We start from the raw sequence: 17,043 nt of genomic DNA, 5'->3' as shown, positions 1-17,043 counted from the left end.
TGCCGACCTTGGTCGGCGTTTCGCCCGCCGAGCACGGCCCGGCGCTACCGGAGGCTGCACATTATCCGGCGCGCCCGGGTGCTGCTCTTCGTAGAGTCGAGCTTGCTCGACTGCTCTTGCTTGAAGCAGTCGAGCAAGCTCGACGCTGCGCGCCACGCCATACCCGTTTTTCCCCACTCAAAGGACTGAGATGATCCACCACACCGATCTGCACGACCTGCTGCCCGGCATGGCCCCCTTCCCCGCCGACGTCTTCCCCGCCGACCAGGCCTGGCTCGGCCAGCACCTGCTGCCGCTGCTGAAGATCGACCTGGGCGAGCTGCGCCCGGAGCTGGCCGGCCAGATGGCCACCCTGCTGTGCCCGATCGAGCCCTATGAAGGCTGTATCGGTGACGACACCACCGCGCACCACAACGCGTTCACCGGCATCAACTGGATCGCCTTCGAGCTGACCGCGGGCAACGAAATGCGCTTCCTGGGCACGCAGGACTACTTCCTGGGCGAGGCGGTGGAGGGAGAAGAGGCCCGCGCCCACATCGTCGAAATGCGCGAGAGCCATGCCAAGGCGCGTGCGCATTTCCTGCAGCATGGGCGCCTGGCCAGCTGCTCGCGCTACGGCGAGGGCGAACTGGACGAACAGGCATGGCTGCAGCAACTGGGCGGCCCGATCTGGTTTGGCAACTGGTCCGACTACGCCCCACTGCCTGCGGCATTCCAGCTGCAGGATCTGGCCGGTTACCGGCAGCGTGGCAGCCTGCGTTTCCGCAATGACAGCAGCCACCTGCCCGACGATGGCCTGCAACTGACCCGCGACGGCCATGCGTTCTTCCACGTGGCCAGCGTGCCGGCCAGCCACTGGGTCGCGGCCGGTGCCGATGCGATCGTGATGTTCTACGAACCGGCCAGCCGCACGGTCCTGTTTACGTTCGACTGGTCGTAAGACGCCGCCGGGCATGGCCCGGCGCTACCGGGTGCGTCGCCTGCGCTTCGTAGAGTCGAGCTTGCTCGACTGCTGTTGGCCGGAGCAGTCGAGCAAGCTCGACGCTACGGCGGCCGGCACCACCATCCCCTTACGGCGCAGCCTTGCGCACCGCCAACGTCGCGCTGGCCTCGCCACCGCCCTCCAGCTGCAGCTGCAGCGGCACGGCCTCGCCTTCCTTCAACGCACCCTTGCCCTCCATCAGCATCAGGTGCAGGCCACCGGGCTTGAGCTCGGCGCGGGCGCCCGGCGCCAGCGGCAGGCGCTCGACCGCACGCATGCGGCTGACCCCATCGACGATCGTGGTTTCGTGCAACGACACGTCAGCAAAGCGGGCACTGCGTGCACCGGTGATGGCCACCGCTTTCGCGCAGCCGTTGTGGATCAAGCCGTAGCCGGCGGTCATCGGCATGCCCGCGCTGGGCGGCAGCCGCACCCATCCCTGCTCGACCGTCACGCAGCCCACCTCGGCCGCCGAAGCCGATGCTGCGCCCGCACACAACGCGAACAATACGCCAACGAATGGTTTGGTTATCATCCTCGAATCCCTCCGCAACGAGACTGCAGCATGACCACGCTCATCGAGGTGATCAACCATGGCCCCATCCGCGAGCTGCGCCTGGCGCGCCCGCCGGTCAACGCCTTGGACACCGAGCTGTGCCGGCAGCTGATCCACGCCCTGGAACAGGCGATGGCCGACGACGCGCACGGCGTGATCCTGTCCGGCAGCGAACGCATCTTCACCGGTGGCATGGACGTGCCACACCTGCTGTCCCATGGCGATGACAAGCACAAGCTGCTGGACAGCTGGAACGCCTTCTTCGGCGCGGTGCGTACCGTGGCCGAAAGCCGCATTCCGGTGGTGGCCGCGATCACCGGCCACGCCCCGGCCGGTGGCTGCGTGCTGGCCCTGTGCTGCGATTACCGGGTGATGGCGCGCAGCGCCGACCCGGCCCGCCCCTACGCGATCGGCCTGAACGAAGTGCAGGTGGGCCTGGTTGCCCCGGAAGGCATCCAGCGCCTGCTGCGCCGCGTGGTCGGCCCGCACCGCGCCAGCGTGCTGCTGAACACCGGGGCGCTGGTGCCGGCCGAACAGGCCCTGCAGATCGGCCTGGTCGACGAACTGGCCGAAGGTGAGCTGGTCGTGGCCCGCGCCCTGGCCTGGCTGCAGCACCTGCTCAAGCAGCCCCGCCAGCCCATGCTGCTGACCCGTGCGGTCGGGCGCGTGGACCTGCACGAGGCCCTGCACCCGGACCTGATCCAGCTGGACCGTTTCGTCGACGCCTGGTTCGCCCCCGACGCACAGAACGCCCTGCAGGCGCTGGTGGCCCGGCTGGGCAAGTAAAGGGGCCCGGCAACGGAGGGGGCCGTGCGCACCGGTATAATCGAGCCCTCTTCACCGCTGTGGCCGTCCCCTTGAACGACACGCCCGAACCCGTCGTCTCCGAGCTGATCGAACTGCTCACCCTGGAGCGGCTGGAAGACAACCTGTTCCGCGGCCAGAGCCGCGACATCGGCACCAAGTACGTGTTCGGCGGACAGGTGCTCGGGCAGGCGCTGGCCGCCGCCCAGGCCACCGTGGACAACGGCCGCCACGTGCATTCGCTGCACGCCTACTTCCTGCGGGCCGGCAACATCGACCACCCCATCGTCTACGACGTGGACCGCACCCGTGACGGCGGCAGCTTTTCCGTGCGCCGGGTCACCGCGATCCAGCACGGCAAGGTGATCTTCTTCTGCGCGGCCTCGTTCCAGCAGGCCGAAACCGGTGCCGAGCACCAGCACAAGATGCCCGAGGTGCCGGCCCCGGAAGACATCGAGCCCAACCGCCCGCTGCCGCCGGAGGTGCTCGAGCGCCTGCCGATCAAGGTGCAGCGCTGGCTCTCGCGCGGCGGCCCGTTCGAGTTCCGCCACGTGTACCCGCGCGACGAACTGAACCCGCCCAAGCGCCCTCCCTACCACCAGGTGTGGATGCGCCTGAACGAACCGGTCGGTGATGCCCCCGAACTGCACCAGGCGTTGCTGGCCTACGCATCGGATTTCCATCTGCTGGGCACGGCGACGTTCCCGCACGGCATCAGCTACTACCACCCGCACGTGCAGATGGCCTCGCTGGACCATGCGATCTGGTTCCACCGGCCGTTCCGTGCCGACGACTGGCTGCTGTATTCGCTGGACAGCCCCAGCGCGCAGGATTCGCGCGGGCTGGCGCGCGGCCAGTTCTTCACCCGTAATGGCGTGCTGGTCGCCAGCACCGCGCAGGAAGGCCTGATCCGCGTGGTGCCCGACCAGGCCGCTGCAGCCGCCGTGCCGGCCAAGGAGTAAACGATGCGCCAGATCTTCAGCAGCCAGCGCGTGGAAACCGTCGAGGGCGTGGCCAAACTGCTGCACGATGCCGGCATCGAGGCCCGCATCACCAACGGCCGCTCGTACCACAGCAAGCGCAAGGGCCAGTTCAGCTACCTGGAATCGGGCAAGCCCTCGATGTACCCGACCCTGTGGGTGGTGCATGCCAACGACCAGCCGCGTGCACGCGAGATCCTGCGCGAAGCCCGCCTGCTGGAAACCACCCGCCGCGACCATCCCACCGCCGAGTTCGCTTTCCGCGACACGCCCGAGCCCTCCAGCGGACGCAACTGGGCCTGGCGCATCCGCATCGCCCTGCTGGTGGTCATCGCCGCCGTCGCGCTGGTGATCGGCCTGCGCCATCGCGGCGCACCGGCAACCGCCCCGGCCGTACCGGCACCGCAGGCGCAGCCGCAGCAGGCCCAGCCGGCCGCACCGGCACCGCCGCCGGCCGACGAGGAAGAAGTGCGGGTACGGATCCAGCCGTCAACGTAACCCGCCGGTAGCGCCGGGCACGGCCCGGCGTTACCGGAAAACCGGCAGGTCACAAACCGCGCGCGGCCCCGTCATGGGACACAATCCCTGCAAGGAGCCGCCGCCATGAATGCTGTCACCGTACCGGGCATCGACCAGACCCTGCACCACGAACTGCCGGCAGCCGCCGGCGGCTGCCAGCATGCCTATGGCCGCATCGTGCTGGCCTGCCAGAACACGGTGACCGCCATCGCGCTGGCCATCACCGGCGACCGCCAGGCCAGCGAGGACATCGCCCAGGAAGCGTTCGTGCGCGGCTGGCAGCAGCTGCACCAGCTGCGCAACCCGAGCAGCTTCCTGCCCTGGCTGCGGCAGATCACCCGCAACCTGGCCCGCGACTGGCTGCGCACGCAGCGCGGCCGCCCGCTGTCCGGCGAGGCGGCCGAGCTGGCCATCAGCATGGCCGCCGACCCGGCACCGGATGCCGCCGACCGCCTGCTGCGGCTGGAGGAAGAAGTGGCCGCCGAGGACATCATTTCCGCCCTGCCCGAGGAAAGCCGCGAAGTCCTGCTGCTGTACTACCGCGAAGGCCAGCGCTCGCAGCAGGTGGCCGATCTGCTCGGGCTGAGCGATGCGGCCGTACGCAAGCGCCTGTCGCGCGCACGCGGCATGGTGCGCGAAGGGATGCTGCAGCGCTTCGGCGCGTTCGCGCGCAGCAGCGCCCCCAGCGCGGCCTTCGCCACCACGGTGGTCTCGATGGTGCTGGTGGCTGCGCCGGGCACTGCCAGCGCGGCCATCCTGCTCGGGGCTGGCGTGGGTGTCGGTGGCGGCAAGCTGGGGCTGGGCGGTGCCAGTGCGGCCGGGGGCACGGCACTGGGATCGCTGGCCGCCGCACTGGCCCAGGTACCCACGGTGGAGATGCACATGAACCTGGGCGCCATCATCGGGGGCATCATCGGCGGCGTGGCCGGCAGCTATTTCGGCGGGCGCTTCCTGCTGTCGTTTGCCGAAAACGGCGCCGAGCGTGCGCGCATCCTGCGCTTCCTGTGGATCAACACCCTTACCGGCATGCTCGCCTGCATCGCGATCCTGGCCGTGGTGCTGCTGCGGGTCGAACTGTGGCTGCTGCTGACGGTCGCGGCGCTGGGCCTGGGCGTGGTGAACTACCAGTGCCTGGTACCGCTGCAACGGCTGATGGCCCCGCTGGTCGCCCGCGATGCGGCACGCCGCGGGCGCAAGGGCCCCCATTGGAAGTACGAAGCCGCCTACGGGCGGCTGGGCATCGTGCTGATGAACCTGATCGTGCTGGCCGCCATCGCCTGGGCGTTGCTGCGCTGACACCCGCCCCACGGCCAATCGCCGGCACACGGCCGGCGATCGGTCAGTACACGCGGTGCGCGGGACGGCAGGGCGCCGTCCGGTGTCGGCTCAGTTGGCCGGGGCCGGCTTCGGGCCATGCCCGTCACGCGGCGGGCGACCGCCGTGGCGCGGGCCGAAACCGAAGCCCTTGGCCGCATCGAACTCGGCCTTGCTCAGCTGGCCGTCCTTGTTGGTGTCGGCAGCGGCGAACCACGCGTCACGGCGCTGCTTCATGCCCAGCTCGCGGTCGGCCTTGTCCAGGTAGCCATCCTTGTTGAGGTCCAGCTGGTCGAAACGCGCGGCCAGGCGCGGGTCGGCCTGTGCTTCGGCACGGCTGATGCGGCCGTCCTTGTTGGTGTCCAGCTTGGCCCAGCGCTCGCCGCCCGGGCCGCGGTGGCCACGCTTCCAGTGCGGCAGCTCATCGGCCGACAACTTGCCATCCTTGTTCTTGTCCAGCTGATCGAAGTGCTGGGCCAACCACGGCGCGGCAGCCGCTTCCTGGCGGTCGATGACGCCATCGCCATTGGTGTCCAGCTTGGCCAGGCGTGGCGACGGGCCCGGCGCGGGGGCCGGCGCATCGGCGGCCAGGGCGACACCAGCGGCGGAAGTGCTCAGCAGCAGGGCCAGCAGCAGGGGGGTACGGTTCATGGGTCACTCCAGGAATGGAAAATCGCGGCGGGGTGCGTTCGTCACCCTCGGGGGACAACAACGCCCGGCCGGCCCATCGGTTGACCCGGCCAGCGGCGCCGTTCATCCCGCGGACAGTCGCGCCCGCTGCGATCCCCAGGGGCTATGCTGTCCCCATGGCGATCCACGGCGACCGAGACGACGACCTGCGGCTGTTCCAGACCGGCGAGCATCCCTGCGGCTACTGGCCGGACCGGGTTGCACGCGATCTGGTGCTGGACCCGCATGACCGGCGCCTGGGCGGGCTGTACCCGATGGCCTTGAGCTGGGGCTTCCGCCGCAGTGGCGACCTGGTCTACCGCCCGCACTGCGCGCAGTGCCAGGCCTGCGTGGCAGTACGCATCCCGGTAGCCCGCTTTGCCCCCGACCGCAGCCAGCGCCGCTGCGCGGCCCGCAATGCCGACCTGGAAGTGCGCATCACCGCCGCGGCCCCGCGCGATGACCTGTTCGCGCTGTACCACCGCTACCTCGTGCACCGCCATGCCAATGGCGGCATGGACGACCACGGGCCGCACGAGTTCGAGCAGTTCCTGATCGGCAGCTGGTCGCATACGCGCTTCATGGAAATGCGGCTGCCGGCACAGGATGGCCAGCCCAGCCAGCTGCTGGGCGTGGCGGTAACGGATGTGACCGAACATGGGCTGTCGGCGGTCTACACCTTCTTCGACCCGGCCCATGCCGGACGCGGGCTGGGCACGTTCGCCATCCTGCAGCAGCTGGCCTGGGCCCACCGCGAGGGCCTGCCCCATGTCTATCTGGGGTACTGGATCCGTGGCCACCAGAAGATGGACTACAAGCGCCGCTTCCGGCCGCTGGAGGCCTATGACGGCCGCCGCTGGCACGATTTCGACGGTGAACTGGACGGCCTCTGACAAACCGCTGACACCACCGCCGGTACACAATAGGGGCATGAACGCCCACTCCCTGACCCTCGGCCTGGCCCTGCTCTGCGGCGCCCTGGGCCCCGCCTTCGCCAAGACCCCCGCGATGACCGGAAAACCATCCGCGCCGCTGCGCCTGGCCACCTACAACACCTCGCTGTACTCCGATGAGGCCGGTGGCCTGGTCAAGGAGTTGGAAGGTGACAGCGAGCACGCGCGCAAGATCGCGGCCGTGCTGCAGCAGGTACGCCCGGACATCGTGCTGCTCAACGAATTCGACTACGACGACGCGCACCGCGCCGCCGAGCTGTTCCAGACGCGCTATCTGGACGTGGCCCAGCCGGGCGGCGGCAAGCCGCTGCACTTCGCCTACCGCTACCTGGCCCCGGTCAACACCGGCGTGCCCAGCGGCCTGGACCTGGACAACAACGGTTCGGTCGGTGGCACGGGCCGCGACTACGGCAACGATGCCTGGGGCTACGGCCTGCACCCGGGCCAGTACGGCATGCTGGTGCTGTCGCGCTACCCGATCGACGCGGCCAAGGTGCGCAGCTTCCAGTTGCTGAAGTGGAGCACGATGCCCGGCGCGCTGCGCCCGGTGGACCCGAAGACGCATGCACCGTTCCACAACGACACGGTGTGGTCGCAGCTGCGCCTGTCGTCCAAGTCGCACTGGGACGTGCCGGTGCAGACGCCCTCCGGCCTGCTGCACGTGCTGGTCGCGCACCCGACGCCGCCGGTGTTCGATGGCCCGGAAAAGCGCAATGCCGCGCGCAACCACGACGAACTGCGCCTGTGGAACGAGTACCTCAGCGCGGGCGACAAGCCCTGGCTGTGCGATGACAAGGGCCAGTGCGGCGGCCTGGCGCAGGACGCGCGCTTTGTGATCTTCGGCGACCTCAACAACGACCCGGTCGATGGCGATGGCCGCCACGATGCGATCGTCGCGCTGATCGAACACCCGCGCGTGCTGCGCTACCCCACACCGCACAGCGTGGGCGCCGAACAGACCAGCCTGGCCTATGCCGCCAAGGGCATCGCGCGCAAGGGCGCCCCGCAGCAGGCCACCGGTGATTTCGGACCGAAGTCGGGCACCCTGCGCCTGGACTACGTGCTGCCCTCGGCCGGCTTCAGCTACGTCGGCAGCGGCGTGTTCTGGCCGGCCAACGAGAGCCCGGAAGCCAAGTACGCCGATGGCAGCGACCACCACCTGGTGTGGGTGGATGTGAAGTAAGCCGGTAGCGCCGGGCCTGGCCCGGCGCTGCTTCCTGGTGGTTACGGACGCAGTTCCACGCCGATCACTTCAGCCGCATCACGGGCGATCGCGCGCGCATCATCGATGCTGTCGGCGCGGGCCAGGGTGACACCCACGCGGCGCTGGCCGTGCACGCTGGGCTTGCCGAACAGGCGCACGGCGGTATCGGGCACCTGCAGCGCGGCGGCGACGTTGTTGAAGTACGGCACGCCTTCGCCCTGGGCCAGCAGCGCGCACGACGCCGACGGGCCGCTCTGGCGGATCACCGGAATCGGCAGGCCCAGGATCGCGCGCGCGTGCAGGGCGAATTCGCTCAGTTCCTGCGACACCAGGGTGACCAGGCCGGTGTCGTGCGGGCGCGGCGAGACTTCGCTGAACCACACCGCGTCCCCCTTCACGAACAGCTCCACGCCGAACAGGCCCCAGCCGCCCAGATCGTCGGTGATCGCGCGCGAGATCTCTTCGGCACGCGCCAGCGCCTTGTCCGACATCGGCTGCGGCTGCCAGCTTTCGCGGTAGTCGCCGTCCTTCTGCAGGTGGCCGATCGGCGCGCAGAACGAGGTGCCACCGGCATGGCGCACGGTCAGCAGGGTGATTTCGTAATCGAAGTCGATGAAGCCTTCAACGATGCAGCGGCCGGCACCGGCGCGGCCACCGGTCTGCGCGTAATCCCACGCCGGGGCGATGTCCGCCTCGCTGCGCAGCGTGCTCTGGCCCTTGCCCGAGGAAGACATCACCGGCTTGACCACGCACGGCAGGCCGATGGCCGCCACGGCGGCGCGGTATTCGGCTTCGGTATCGACGAAGCGGTACGGCGAGGTCGGCAGGCCCAGGGTTTCGGCAGCCAGGCGGCGGATGCCTTCACGGTCCATGGTCAGGCGGGCAGCGCGCGCGGTCGGCACCACGCGCAGGCCCTGCTCCTGTTCCAGCTGGACCAGGGTTTCGGTATGGATGGCTTCGATTTCCGGCACCACCAGGTGCGGCTGCTCCTGGGCGATCAGCTGGCGCAGCGCCATCGCATCGAGCATGTCGATCACATGCGAGCGGTGGGCCACCTGCATGGCCGGGGCATCGGCATAGCGGTCGGCGGCAATCACCTCCACCCCCAGCCGCTGCAGTTCGATGGCCACCTCCTTGCCCAGTTCGCCCGAGCCCAGCAGCAGCACGCGGGTAGCGGAGGGGGACAGCGGGGTTCCGAGCTTGGCCATGGGGATTCCGGCAGCAATGTGAAGGCGGGTGGGCATTCTAGCCGGTCCGCCCCGGTTGGCCCGTCCGACGAACGGCACTTGCGGAGTGATATCAATTTGATATCTTCCATTGGAACCCTCAAGGACGTACCGCCATGAAAGAGAAGTCGCTGTCCTCCCTCAACGGCCTGGGCCTGCTCGCCGGGGCCCTGCTCGCAGGCCTGGCCGGCTGCGCCCTGTTCGTGCTCGGGGCTGCCGCGAAGGCCACCAGCGGCTCGCCCAACATCGCGCTGATGCTGGCCGGGGTGGCGATCGCTCTGGTCGCCCTGCTGGCGCTGTGCGGCCTGTACACCGTGCAGCCCAACCAGGCCGCCGTGCTGAGCCTGTTCGGCAAGTACGTGGGCACCGTGAAGGACAACGGCCTGCGCTGGAACAACCCCTTCTACAGCAAGCGCCGGGTCAGCCAGCGCGTGCGCAACTTCGAAAGCGGCAAGCTGAAGGTCAACGAGCTGGACGGCAGCCCGATCGAGATCGCCGCGGTGATCGTCTGGCAGGTGGTCGATGCGTCCGAAGCGGTCTACAACGTGGACGACTACGAGAGCTTCGTGCACATCCAGTCCGAATCGGCGCTGCGTGCGATGGCCACCAGCTACCCCTATGACCAGCACGAAGACGGCCAGCTGGCCCTGCGCAGCCACGCCAGCGAGATTTCGCTGCACCTGAAGAACGAGCTGGCCGAGCGCCTGGCCGATGCGGGCGTGCAGGTGCTCGACGCACGCATCAGCCACCTGGCCTATGCCGCCGAAATCGCCCAGGCGATGCTGCAGCGCCAGCAGGCCAACGCGGTGATCGCCGCGCGCACGCGCATCGTCGCCGGCGCGGTGGGCATGGTGGAAATGGCCCTGGCCGAACTGCAGAAGAACGGCGTGGTGCAGCTGGATGAGGAGCGCAAGGCGCACATGGTCAGCAACCTGTTGACCGTGCTGTGCTCGGACCGTGGCACCCAGCCGATCGTCAACGCCGGTTCGCTGTACTGATCGTGCGGTACCCGCCGGCCTGGCGCCGGCACCCCAAGCGGGAGCCCCACGCTCCCGCCAGGAGATTCCATGAGCGAGAAGAAAGCCTATCCACTGCGCATCAATGCCGATGTCCTGGCCGCCGCGCAGCGCTGGGCCGACGACGAGCTGCGCAGCCTCAACGCCCAGATCGAATACGTGCTGCGCGACGCACTGCGCAAGGCAGGGCGGCTGCCCAAACCCAGGCCATCGACGGAGGACAAGGAATGAGCACGCGTTGGAGCTACCAGACCGTTGAAGTGAAGACGACCCTGATGGGTGTCCTCAAACCCGAAGATGTGCAGGCCGAACTGAGCCGCCAGGGCCAGCTCGGCTGGGAACTGGTCAACATCATCATCCCGGCGCCGATGCGCCCGGCCATGCTGGTCTTCAAGAAGGAGCAGTAACGATGAACGCACGCCATCGACTGCTTGCCCTCGCCCTTGCAGCCACCAGCGGTGGCGCGCTGGCCGCCGAGCCGCAGCAGGTCGCCACGCAGTTGCTGGACCATCTGCAGGCCGGGCGCATCGCCGATGCCGAAGCGATGTTCACCCCGCCGATGGCCGCGGCCGTGCCTGCCGAAAAGCTGCAGGGCCTGTGGCAGTCGCTGGGCGAACTGCAGCAGCGCGGCGTGGCCCGCAGCCGCGAACAGCAGGGCGTGCACCTGGTGGAAGTGCCACTGCGGTTCGCCAGCGGTGCGATGATCGCGCAGGTAGCGGTGGATGGGCAGGACAAGGTGGCCGGCCTGCTGCTGCGCCCCGCCCCGCCGGACAAAGCACCGCCGCCGCCCGCCGATGCACGCTATGCGGAGGTGGATTTCAGCGTGCCGCAGGTGCGCGGCGCCCTGCCCGGCACGCTGGCGGTCCCCAAGGGCAAGGGCCCCTTCCCGGCCGTGGTGCTGGTGCACGGTTCCGGTCCGCAGGACCGTGACGAAACCATCGGCGCCAACCGCCCGTTCCTGGACGTGGCGCGCGGCCTGGCCACCCGGGGGATTGCTGTACTGCGCTATGACAAGCGCAGCTTCGCCCGCCCACAGGATTTCCGCGGCGACTTCACCGCCGATGATGAAACCACCGATGACGCCGTGGCCGCACTGGCGGCCCTGGCCGCGGATCCGCGCATCGATGGCCGCCGCGTGTTCGTGATGGGCCACAGCCAGGGCGGCATGCTCGCCCCGCGCATCGCCAGCCGCTGGCCGCAGGCCCGGGGGGCGATCCTGTGGGCCGCACCGGCACGCACGCTGCTGCAACTGCTGCCCGAACAGAACCGCCACCTGCTGGCCGTCAACGGCCAGACCGGCCCGGAGGCACAGGCGCGGCTGAAGGCACTGGATGCGCAGATTGCCGCCGCACTGGGCCCTGCCAAGGTGCCGGCCGCGCAGCTGCCGATGGGTGTGCCGCAGTCATACTGGAAGAGCATCGAGGCGGTCGATGCCCGCGCCGATGCCAAGGCGCTGCGCAAACCCCTGTTGCTGCTGCAGGGCGGCCGTGACTTCCAGGTAACCGCTACCGACTGGCAGCTGTGGCAGCAGGCGCTGGCCGGCCAGCCCGGCGCGGCACTGAAGGACTACCCGGCCCTGAACCACCTGGGGATTGCCGGTACAGGCGCAGGGTCGCTGCAGGAATACAGCCGGCCCGGGCACGTGGACGCACAGCTGATCGCCGACGTCGCGCACTGGGTGGAGGTGCAGCGATGAGCGGCAGCGACCCGCGCCGTTTCGGTGTGGCCGACAGCTCGTCCCTGCGCGTGCTGTGGGTGCTGGCGCCGGTGCTGCTGGTGCTGGGCCTGAGCACCTACCACCAGCTGCGGCGACCGGCCGGCGCCGCACCGTGGATCGAGATCAGCGCCACCCCGCCCTTCTTCCTGATGCAGGGAAGCGCGGCGTGGAGCATCGGCGTGATGCTGCTGATCGCCGCGCTGCTGGCCATCGCCTTCTTCCGGCGCCGGGTGGAACTGGATGGCAGCGTGCTGGACGTGCGTTCAACGCTGTACCGCCGCCGCACGCCGGTCGCCGACCTGCTGCTGGACCAGGCGGCGCTGGTCGACCTGCGCAAGGACCGCCACTACGCCGTCCGCTTCAAGACCAACGGCTACAGCATGCCCGGCTTCCTGTCCGGCCACTTCCGCCTGCAGGGCGGCCAGAAGGGGTTTGCCCTGGTCACCGACCGCACCCGGGTACTGGCACTGCCGGTGCGCGGTGGCAGCGTGCTGCTGCTGAGCATGGACCGGCCACAAGCCCTGCTGGACGCACTGCACAAGGTGGCCGCGCTGTCGCCGCCGCAGTAAGCTGCGCGGATGCACCGCACCCCACCGCTGCTGCTCAACACCGACGCCATCGAGCTGTGGCCGGCCGCCCTGCTGCGCGCGCGCAGCAGCACCGACGCACGCCTGCTTGCGCAGGCGCAGTGGGTGCTGCGGCGCAAACACGATGGACGCTACCTGGCCGCAGTACTGCCACGCGGCGTGCATTCGCTGGTAACGCACCTGCCGCGCGAACCCGGCGTAGACCTCGCGCTGGCCACACTGGACACCCGCCGCGCCGCACTGGAGGCACAGTGGCTGCCGATGGCCGGCCTGCAGGCACGGCTGGCGCAGCTGGGGCTGGATGCCGCGCGCTACGCCGCCGACAGCGGGCTGCGGCTGGAAGCCGAACCGGCCCTGCTGCACTACGCCGGTCGCGACCGCTTCCATCGCCCGCTGTGGCTGCGTCGCCCCGCCGCGCAGGCCTGGCGGCGGCTGCGCCTGCATGCCGCGCGCGAAGGCATCGCCCTAGATGCCATTTCCGGCTACCGCAGCCATGCCTACCAGCTGGGCATCTTCGAGCGGAAGCTGGCACGCGGACTGACGGTGGCGCAGATTCTCACCGTCAATGCCGCGCCCGGTTTCAGCGAGCACCATGGGGGGCATGCGCTGGACATCGGCACGCCCGGTGATGCACCCGCGGAAGAAAGCTTCGAGGGCACGCCTGCGTTTGCGTGGCTGCAGGCCCATGCCGGGGCGCATGGCTTCCACCTGAGTTACCCGCGCGACAATCCGCATGGCATCGTCTACGAGCCGTGGCATTGGTGCTGGAAGCCGGCCGGCGGGTAAGAACCTCATCCACGCATGGCGTGGATCTACAGAACAACATCCACGCATGGCGTGGATCCACAGGGAGCCGCGTCGGCTCAGCGCCGCAGCGCGGCGATCGCCAGCACCACCCAGCCCAGCATCAGCGTGGTACCACCGGCCGGCGCCAGACGCGTGGGCCATTGCCACAGCGCATTGCCGGCCAGGCTGCCGGCGAACAGCAACGTCCCCAGCAGCAGGGCATACAGGCCCAGATGGCCGAGCAGGCCCTGCGCGCGCTTGCCCATGGCGGCCAGCACTGCGCCATGGGCAAAGGCATACAGCGCGGCCATGTTCAGGTGCTGCTGCGCCACCGCATCGGTGACGCCGTGGGAGGCATAGGCGGACAGGCCGACGGCGGCGGCCGCCAGCAGCGCACCAAGACAGGCCAGCAGGGACGGCTTCTGTGCGCGTCGTTCGGGATTGAACATGGCAGCTCCTTGCGCGGCGCCCGTTCACGCCCGGGCGCGGGATGAAAAAAAAACGCGCCGCAGGAAGCGGCGCGTTTTCGATCGAGCATTACATGGGCCAGCCGAAGCTTACTTGACGGCCCAGTAGATGTCGTAGGTACCGTCCGGGGTGAACGACTTGTCCACGCCGTCCTTCCAGGACTCGTACGGACGGTCGATCACTTCGGCACCGTTGGTGACCGCCCAGGCACGCAGGCCGTTGCGGGCCACGTCCAGGCCAGCCATGTGGCCGACGTAGGCGGCGTGAGCCGAACGGTGCGGAGCCACGTGCACGTACTTCACCGGTGCGCCGCCGTCGATCTTGACCGACAGTTCGCCGGCCGATGCAGCGTCGGCGCCCTTCTTCTTCACCGGCTGGGCAACGTCGAAGGCGTACTTCTCAGCACCGAAATCGGTGGTGATGATGCGGAACGGGCCGGCGGCTTCCAGGCCGTTGGCTTCCATCACGCGCTTGATCCATTCCTGGTTGTCCTTGATGGACTTGGTGATGGTGTCCTGGCCACGGTCGACGTTGCCGGCGGTCACCACCAGCAGGTCTTCGGCCGGCACATCAACGATGCCCAGGTCGGTCAGCGGAGCATCGGCCTGCTTGTAGTCGATGTTCGGCACCGCGGCCAGCATGTTGGCGATGCGCGACAGGCCCAGCTTCAGGTCGTCACCGACGTGGCGGCTGACGTACAGGCCGGCATAACGGCCGAACAGGTTGAAGCCGTACTTGACGCTGTAGTCCTGGGTGATCTTGACGTTACGGCCACCCTTGCCGGTCGGCTCCAGGTTGAAGACCGTGACCTTGTCGTGGCCCTTGGTGTTGTCTTCGATGGCGATGGCAACGCGCTTGTTTTCTTCGCTCTCGGTGATCGTCCAGCTGCCGGAACCCAGCCCGGCGTCGGCCGAGGTGTAGTTCAGCGTGGCACCCTTGCCCGATGCCGGGCCGGACAGTTCCAGCTTGGCGGCGGGATCGCGCAGCAGCAGCGGGTTCCAATCCTTGAAACGACGCAGGCTGTTGACCGTGTCGTACACGATCGTCATCTTGCGGTTGGTCTCGATGCTTTCGGAAATGTGGCGCTCGCCCGGGAGGCACACGCCGATGAGGACGAACAGGCCAGCCACGATCCCCAAGGCGATCAGGAACTCGATAATACGGGTCATTCAGGAGTCTCCGGGGCCGATCCCACGGCCGGGTTGATTGAAGCGAAGCGCCAATCCTAGCAGGCTTCGCAGGCATTGTTTATCGGGATTGGCGCACCGGTTTCCGTGCCGGCGGCAGGTTTGTCTGGACAAAGAATTCGAAGCGTACCGCATCCACCCTGCCCACTAGTAGGGGGTGCCGGCTGACTGCGGCCCCGAGCGGACCGCAACCCATTGTCCTTCAAGGATTTTTCGTCACACCAGCTGAAGTTCGAACGCCTTCAGCACGGCCCGCGTGCGGTCGCGCACGCCCAGCTTGGACAGGATGTTGGACACGTGGTTCTTGATCGTGCCCTCGGCCACCCCCAGCGAATTGGCGATCTCCTTGTTGGAGAAACCGCTGGCCATCAGCCGCAGGATCTCGGTCTCGCGGTCGGTCAGCGGATCGGGCCGGTCCAGGCTGACGAATTCATTGCGCATGTGTTCCAGCCCGGACAGCAGGCGCTGGGTCACCGCCGGCTGCACCAGCGACCCCCCTTCGGCCACGGTGCGGATCGCCCCCACCAGCTGCTCCAGGGTGACATCCTTGAGCAGGTACCCCTTGGCCCCGGCCTTGAGCCCGGCCAGCACCAGCTGGTCGTCATCGAAGGTGGTCAGGATGATGGTCGGCGGCAGCTGCTCCTGGCGCGACAGCACCTGCAGTGCCTCCAGCCCGGACATCACGGGCATGCGCATGTCCATCAGCACCACGTCCGGCCGGACCTGGGGCACCAGTTCGACCGCCTGGCGGCCATCGCCGGCCTCGGCCACCACTTCGATGCCGTCGTCCAGCGCCAGCAGCGAGCGGATTCCCTGCCGCACCAGGGTTTGGTCATCGACCAGGCAGACGCGAATCATCAACGCACTCCTTCAGGAATCGGGGACAGCACGGCCAATCCGGACACCGGCACGGCAGCGCGCAACCGGAAGCCTTCGCCGGGGCGGGTGTCGATCTGCAGCTGGCCGCCACATTGTTGCAGGCGCTCACGCATTCCGCGCAAGCCGTTGCCGATGGTCAGGCCGTCCGAGCCCTGCCCATCGTCATGGGCATCGACCACCACCTGGCCCTCGCCCCGGTGCACGCGAATCCACAGGTTACGCGCCCCGGCATGGCGTACCGCGTTGGTGATGATCTCCTGGGTGCAGCGCAGCAGCACATGGGCGCGCTCGGGATCTTCCACGTCCAGCGGGCTGGGCACGTCCAGGTGGATGTCCAGCGAGGGCACCTGTTCGGCCAATGGCCGCAGCGCGGCCGCCAGGTCGATCGCCCCGCTGTCGCGCAGCTGGCTGACGGCTTCGCGCACATCGGTCAGCAGCAGCTTGGCCAGCGTGTGGGCCTGGTGCACATGTTCCTGCGCCTGCCCTTCGGTGATGTGCCCGGCCACTTCCAGGTTCAGGCTCAGCGCGGTCAGGTGGTGGCCCAGCAGGTCATGCAGCTCGCGCGAGATGCGGGTGCGCTCGTTGATCCGGGCACTTTCGGCCAGCAGGACGCGGGTGGCGCGCAGCTCCGCATTCAGGCGGCGCTGTTCCTCGCGGGCGTCGGTCTGCTGCCGGGCCACCAGGCTGGTCACGAAGATGAACATGGAAAAGCCGCCATACAGCAGCGACTGCATGACCGCCTCGAACAGCGGGAAACGCAGCAGCAGGTAGTACACCGGTGCCACGGCCAGCTGGCTGACCAGCAGCCACAGCACGCCCACCCGGACCGACAGCAGCCACGGGATGACCCCGGCCGCCACCATCATCAGGATGCTGCCCAGCCCCGAGGCGCTCAGGAAGCTGACCCCGAGCGCGGCCACCGTCAGCAGCATCAGCAGGCCACGGTCCAGCCAGGTGGTGTGGCTGTCGCTGCGCAGTTCGCGGGTGAGCCAGTAGTAGGCCGTGCCGAAGGCCAGGTAGGCACCGAACAACAGCACCGCCCAACCGCCCAGGCCACTGCGGTTGTGCAGGTTCTCGATCTGCGAATAGACCAGCGGCAGGCCGACCATGACCCAGGTGAACAGGCCGGCCAGGCGGAGGACGCGGGTATGACTGAGGGCTCCCAACATGCCAGCACTCTAAGGCTGAACCTGCCC

General features: G+C 68.7%; 20 protein-coding genes. 13 read left to right on the top strand and 7 right to left on the bottom strand.

Annotation, left to right across the window (positions count from 1 at the left end):
• The first annotated feature begins 190 nt into the window (after positions 1–190).
• Positions 191–940, top strand: a complete 750-nt coding sequence (locus Q9R17_RS14045; protein ID WP_308155223.1) for an enolase — start codon at positions 191–193, stop codon at positions 938–940.
• Positions 941–1,070: 130 nt separating this feature from the next.
• Here the strand turns inward: Q9R17_RS14045 and Q9R17_RS14040 are convergent, their stop codons facing one another.
• Positions 1,071–1,517: a copper chaperone PCu(A)C gene (locus tag Q9R17_RS14040; protein WP_308155222.1), complete on the bottom strand. Its 447-nt coding sequence runs from the start codon at positions 1,515–1,517 to the stop codon at positions 1,071–1,073.
• A gap of 30 nt (positions 1,518–1,547) precedes the next feature.
• Between Q9R17_RS14040 and Q9R17_RS14035 the strand changes: the two genes are divergently transcribed.
• The 4 genes from Q9R17_RS14035 to Q9R17_RS14020 all read left to right on the top strand — a co-directional run bounded on the left by Q9R17_RS14035 (position 1,548) and on the right by Q9R17_RS14020 (position 5,137).
• Positions 1,548–2,324, top strand: a complete 777-nt coding sequence (locus Q9R17_RS14035; protein ID WP_308155221.1) for an enoyl-CoA hydratase/isomerase family protein — start codon at positions 1,548–1,550, stop codon at positions 2,322–2,324.
• A 71-nt stretch (positions 2,325–2,395) separates the two neighbouring features.
• Positions 2,396–3,304 carry an acyl-CoA thioesterase II gene (gene tesB, locus Q9R17_RS14030; RefSeq protein ID WP_308155220.1) on the top strand — a complete coding sequence of 303 codons (909 nt, stop codon included), beginning with the start codon at positions 2,396–2,398 and terminating at the stop codon, positions 3,302–3,304.
• Positions 3,305–3,307: 3 nt separating this feature from the next.
• Positions 3,308–3,820 (top strand): pathogenicity-like protein, encoded by a 513-nt coding sequence (locus Q9R17_RS14025; protein WP_308155219.1) that lies wholly within the window; start codon positions 3,308–3,310, stop codon positions 3,818–3,820.
• 105 nt (positions 3,821–3,925) lie between these two features.
• Positions 3,926–5,137: an RNA polymerase sigma factor gene (locus tag Q9R17_RS14020; RefSeq protein ID WP_308155218.1), complete on the top strand. Its 1,212-nt coding sequence runs from the start codon at positions 3,926–3,928 to the stop codon at positions 5,135–5,137.
• A 90-nt stretch (positions 5,138–5,227) separates the two neighbouring features.
• Here Q9R17_RS14020 and Q9R17_RS14015 read toward each other — a convergent pair whose 3' ends face one another.
• Positions 5,228–5,806: an EF-hand domain-containing protein gene (locus Q9R17_RS14015; protein ID WP_308155217.1), complete on the bottom strand. Its 579-nt coding sequence runs from the start codon at positions 5,804–5,806 to the stop codon at positions 5,228–5,230.
• A gap of 155 nt (positions 5,807–5,961) precedes the next feature.
• Between Q9R17_RS14015 and Q9R17_RS14010 the strand changes: the two genes are divergently transcribed.
• On the top strand, positions 5,962–6,717 hold the full coding sequence (locus tag Q9R17_RS14010) for an arginyltransferase (RefSeq protein WP_308155216.1): 756 nt from the start codon (positions 5,962–5,964) through the stop codon (positions 6,715–6,717).
• A 37-nt stretch (positions 6,718–6,754) separates the two neighbouring features.
• Entirely contained in the window at positions 6,755–7,960 is a 1,206-nt protein-coding gene (locus Q9R17_RS14005) for an endonuclease/exonuclease/phosphatase family protein (protein ID WP_308155215.1), read from the top strand.
• 41 nt (positions 7,961–8,001) lie between these two features.
• Here Q9R17_RS14005 and purT read toward each other — a convergent pair whose 3' ends face one another.
• The gene (gene purT / locus Q9R17_RS14000; RefSeq protein WP_308155214.1) at positions 8,002–9,189 is read right to left on the bottom strand and encodes a formate-dependent phosphoribosylglycinamide formyltransferase; all 1,188 of its coding nucleotides are present in this window, start codon (positions 9,187–9,189) and stop codon (positions 8,002–8,004) included.
• 134 nt (positions 9,190–9,323) lie between these two features.
• On the opposite strand from purT, the gene Q9R17_RS13995 reads away from it, so the two are divergent.
• The 6 genes from Q9R17_RS13995 (at position 9,324) to Q9R17_RS13970 (ending at position 13,313) form a co-directional block, all read left to right on the top strand.
• Positions 9,324–10,205: an SPFH domain-containing protein gene (locus Q9R17_RS13995; protein WP_308155213.1), complete on the top strand. Its 882-nt coding sequence runs from the start codon at positions 9,324–9,326 to the stop codon at positions 10,203–10,205.
• A 69-nt stretch (positions 10,206–10,274) separates the two neighbouring features.
• The gene (locus tag Q9R17_RS13990; RefSeq protein WP_308155212.1) at positions 10,275–10,454 is read left to right on the top strand and encodes an Arc family DNA binding domain-containing protein; all 180 of its coding nucleotides are present in this window, start codon (positions 10,275–10,277) and stop codon (positions 10,452–10,454) included.
• Positions 10,451–10,630, top strand: a complete 180-nt coding sequence (locus Q9R17_RS13985; protein WP_308155211.1) for a DUF4177 domain-containing protein — start codon at positions 10,451–10,453, stop codon at positions 10,628–10,630. The genes Q9R17_RS13990 and Q9R17_RS13985 overlap by 4 nt, the downstream gene beginning before the upstream one ends.
• A 2-nt stretch (positions 10,631–10,632) precedes the next feature.
• Entirely contained in the window at positions 10,633–11,919 is a 1,287-nt protein-coding gene (locus Q9R17_RS13980; RefSeq protein ID WP_308155210.1) for an alpha/beta fold hydrolase, read from the top strand.
• On the top strand, positions 11,916–12,509 hold the full coding sequence (locus Q9R17_RS13975) for a hypothetical protein (protein WP_308155209.1): 594 nt from the start codon (positions 11,916–11,918) through the stop codon (positions 12,507–12,509). Before Q9R17_RS13980 ends, Q9R17_RS13975 begins: the two co-directional genes overlap by 4 nt.
• A gap of 9 nt (positions 12,510–12,518) precedes the next feature.
• A complete protein-coding gene (locus Q9R17_RS13970; protein ID WP_308155208.1) occupies positions 12,519–13,313 on the top strand; it encodes a M15 family metallopeptidase in 795 nt (264 codons plus the stop codon).
• A gap of 77 nt (positions 13,314–13,390) precedes the next feature.
• On the opposite strand, the gene Q9R17_RS13965 is transcribed toward Q9R17_RS13970, so the two are convergent.
• The 4 genes from Q9R17_RS13965 to Q9R17_RS13950 form a co-directional block, all read right to left on the bottom strand.
• Entirely contained in the window at positions 13,391–13,762 is a 372-nt protein-coding gene (locus tag Q9R17_RS13965) for a DUF423 domain-containing protein (protein WP_308155207.1), read from the bottom strand.
• Between the two features lie 108 nt (positions 13,763–13,870).
• Positions 13,871–14,950: an SRPBCC family protein gene (locus Q9R17_RS13960; protein ID WP_308155206.1), complete on the bottom strand. Its 1,080-nt coding sequence runs from the start codon at positions 14,948–14,950 to the stop codon at positions 13,871–13,873.
• Positions 14,951–15,184: 234 nt separating this feature from the next.
• Positions 15,185–15,826 carry a response regulator transcription factor gene (locus tag Q9R17_RS13955; RefSeq protein WP_308155205.1) on the bottom strand — a complete coding sequence of 214 codons (642 nt, stop codon included), beginning with the start codon at positions 15,824–15,826 and terminating at the stop codon, positions 15,185–15,187.
• The gene (locus Q9R17_RS13950) at positions 15,826–17,016 is read right to left on the bottom strand and encodes a sensor histidine kinase (protein ID WP_308155204.1); all 1,191 of its coding nucleotides are present in this window, start codon (positions 17,014–17,016) and stop codon (positions 15,826–15,828) included. The genes Q9R17_RS13955 and Q9R17_RS13950 overlap by 1 nt, the downstream gene beginning before the upstream one ends.
• Positions 17,017–17,043 lie beyond the last annotated feature (27 nt).

The organism is Stenotrophomonas sp. 24(2023) (assembly GCF_030913365.1).
Lineage (GTDB): Bacteria > Pseudomonadota > Gammaproteobacteria > Xanthomonadales > Xanthomonadaceae > Stenotrophomonas.
This window is presented reverse-complemented; position numbering and strand designations above follow the sequence as displayed.

What these genes read in the sequence shown, in the direction of transcription:
- Q9R17_RS14025 (WP_308155219.1), top strand. Translation starts at nt 3,308, where the DNA reads ATGCGCCAGATCTTCAGCAGCCAGCGCGTGGAAACCGTCGAGGGCGTG.
- Q9R17_RS13980 (WP_308155210.1), top strand. Translation starts at nt 10,633, where the DNA reads ATGAACGCACGCCATCGACTGCTTGCCCTCGCCCTTGCAGCCACCAGC.
- purT (WP_308155214.1), bottom strand. Translation starts at nt 9,189, where the DNA reads ATGGCCAAGCTCGGAACCCCGCTGTCCCCCTCCGCTACCCGCGTGCTG.
- Q9R17_RS14005 (WP_308155215.1), top strand. Translation starts at nt 6,755, where the DNA reads ATGAACGCCCACTCCCTGACCCTCGGCCTGGCCCTGCTCTGCGGCGCC.
- Q9R17_RS14010 (WP_308155216.1), top strand. Translation starts at nt 5,962, where the DNA reads ATGGCGATCCACGGCGACCGAGACGACGACCTGCGGCTGTTCCAGACC.
- Q9R17_RS14045 (WP_308155223.1), top strand. Translation starts at nt 191, where the DNA reads ATGATCCACCACACCGATCTGCACGACCTGCTGCCCGGCATGGCCCCC.
- Q9R17_RS14020 (WP_308155218.1), top strand. Translation starts at nt 3,926, where the DNA reads ATGAATGCTGTCACCGTACCGGGCATCGACCAGACCCTGCACCACGAA.
- Q9R17_RS14040 (WP_308155222.1), bottom strand. Translation starts at nt 1,517, where the DNA reads ATGATAACCAAACCATTCGTTGGCGTATTGTTCGCGTTGTGTGCGGGC.
- Q9R17_RS13950 (WP_308155204.1), bottom strand. Translation starts at nt 17,016, where the DNA reads ATGTTGGGAGCCCTCAGTCATACCCGCGTCCTCCGCCTGGCCGGCCTG.
- Q9R17_RS13995 (WP_308155213.1), top strand. Translation starts at nt 9,324, where the DNA reads ATGAAAGAGAAGTCGCTGTCCTCCCTCAACGGCCTGGGCCTGCTCGCC.
- Q9R17_RS13985 (WP_308155211.1), top strand. Translation starts at nt 10,451, where the DNA reads ATGAGCACGCGTTGGAGCTACCAGACCGTTGAAGTGAAGACGACCCTG.
- Q9R17_RS13965 (WP_308155207.1), bottom strand. Translation starts at nt 13,762, where the DNA reads ATGTTCAATCCCGAACGACGCGCACAGAAGCCGTCCCTGCTGGCCTGT.
- Q9R17_RS13960 (WP_308155206.1), bottom strand. Translation starts at nt 14,950, where the DNA reads ATGACCCGTATTATCGAGTTCCTGATCGCCTTGGGGATCGTGGCTGGC.
- Q9R17_RS13975 (WP_308155209.1), top strand. Translation starts at nt 11,916, where the DNA reads ATGAGCGGCAGCGACCCGCGCCGTTTCGGTGTGGCCGACAGCTCGTCC.
- Q9R17_RS13990 (WP_308155212.1), top strand. Translation starts at nt 10,275, where the DNA reads ATGAGCGAGAAGAAAGCCTATCCACTGCGCATCAATGCCGATGTCCTG.
- Q9R17_RS14035 (WP_308155221.1), top strand. Translation starts at nt 1,548, where the DNA reads ATGACCACGCTCATCGAGGTGATCAACCATGGCCCCATCCGCGAGCTG.
- Q9R17_RS13970 (WP_308155208.1), top strand. Translation starts at nt 12,519, where the DNA reads ATGCACCGCACCCCACCGCTGCTGCTCAACACCGACGCCATCGAGCTG.
- Q9R17_RS14015 (WP_308155217.1), bottom strand. Translation starts at nt 5,806, where the DNA reads ATGAACCGTACCCCCCTGCTGCTGGCCCTGCTGCTGAGCACTTCCGCC.
- Q9R17_RS13955 (WP_308155205.1), bottom strand. Translation starts at nt 15,826, where the DNA reads ATGATTCGCGTCTGCCTGGTCGATGACCAAACCCTGGTGCGGCAGGGA.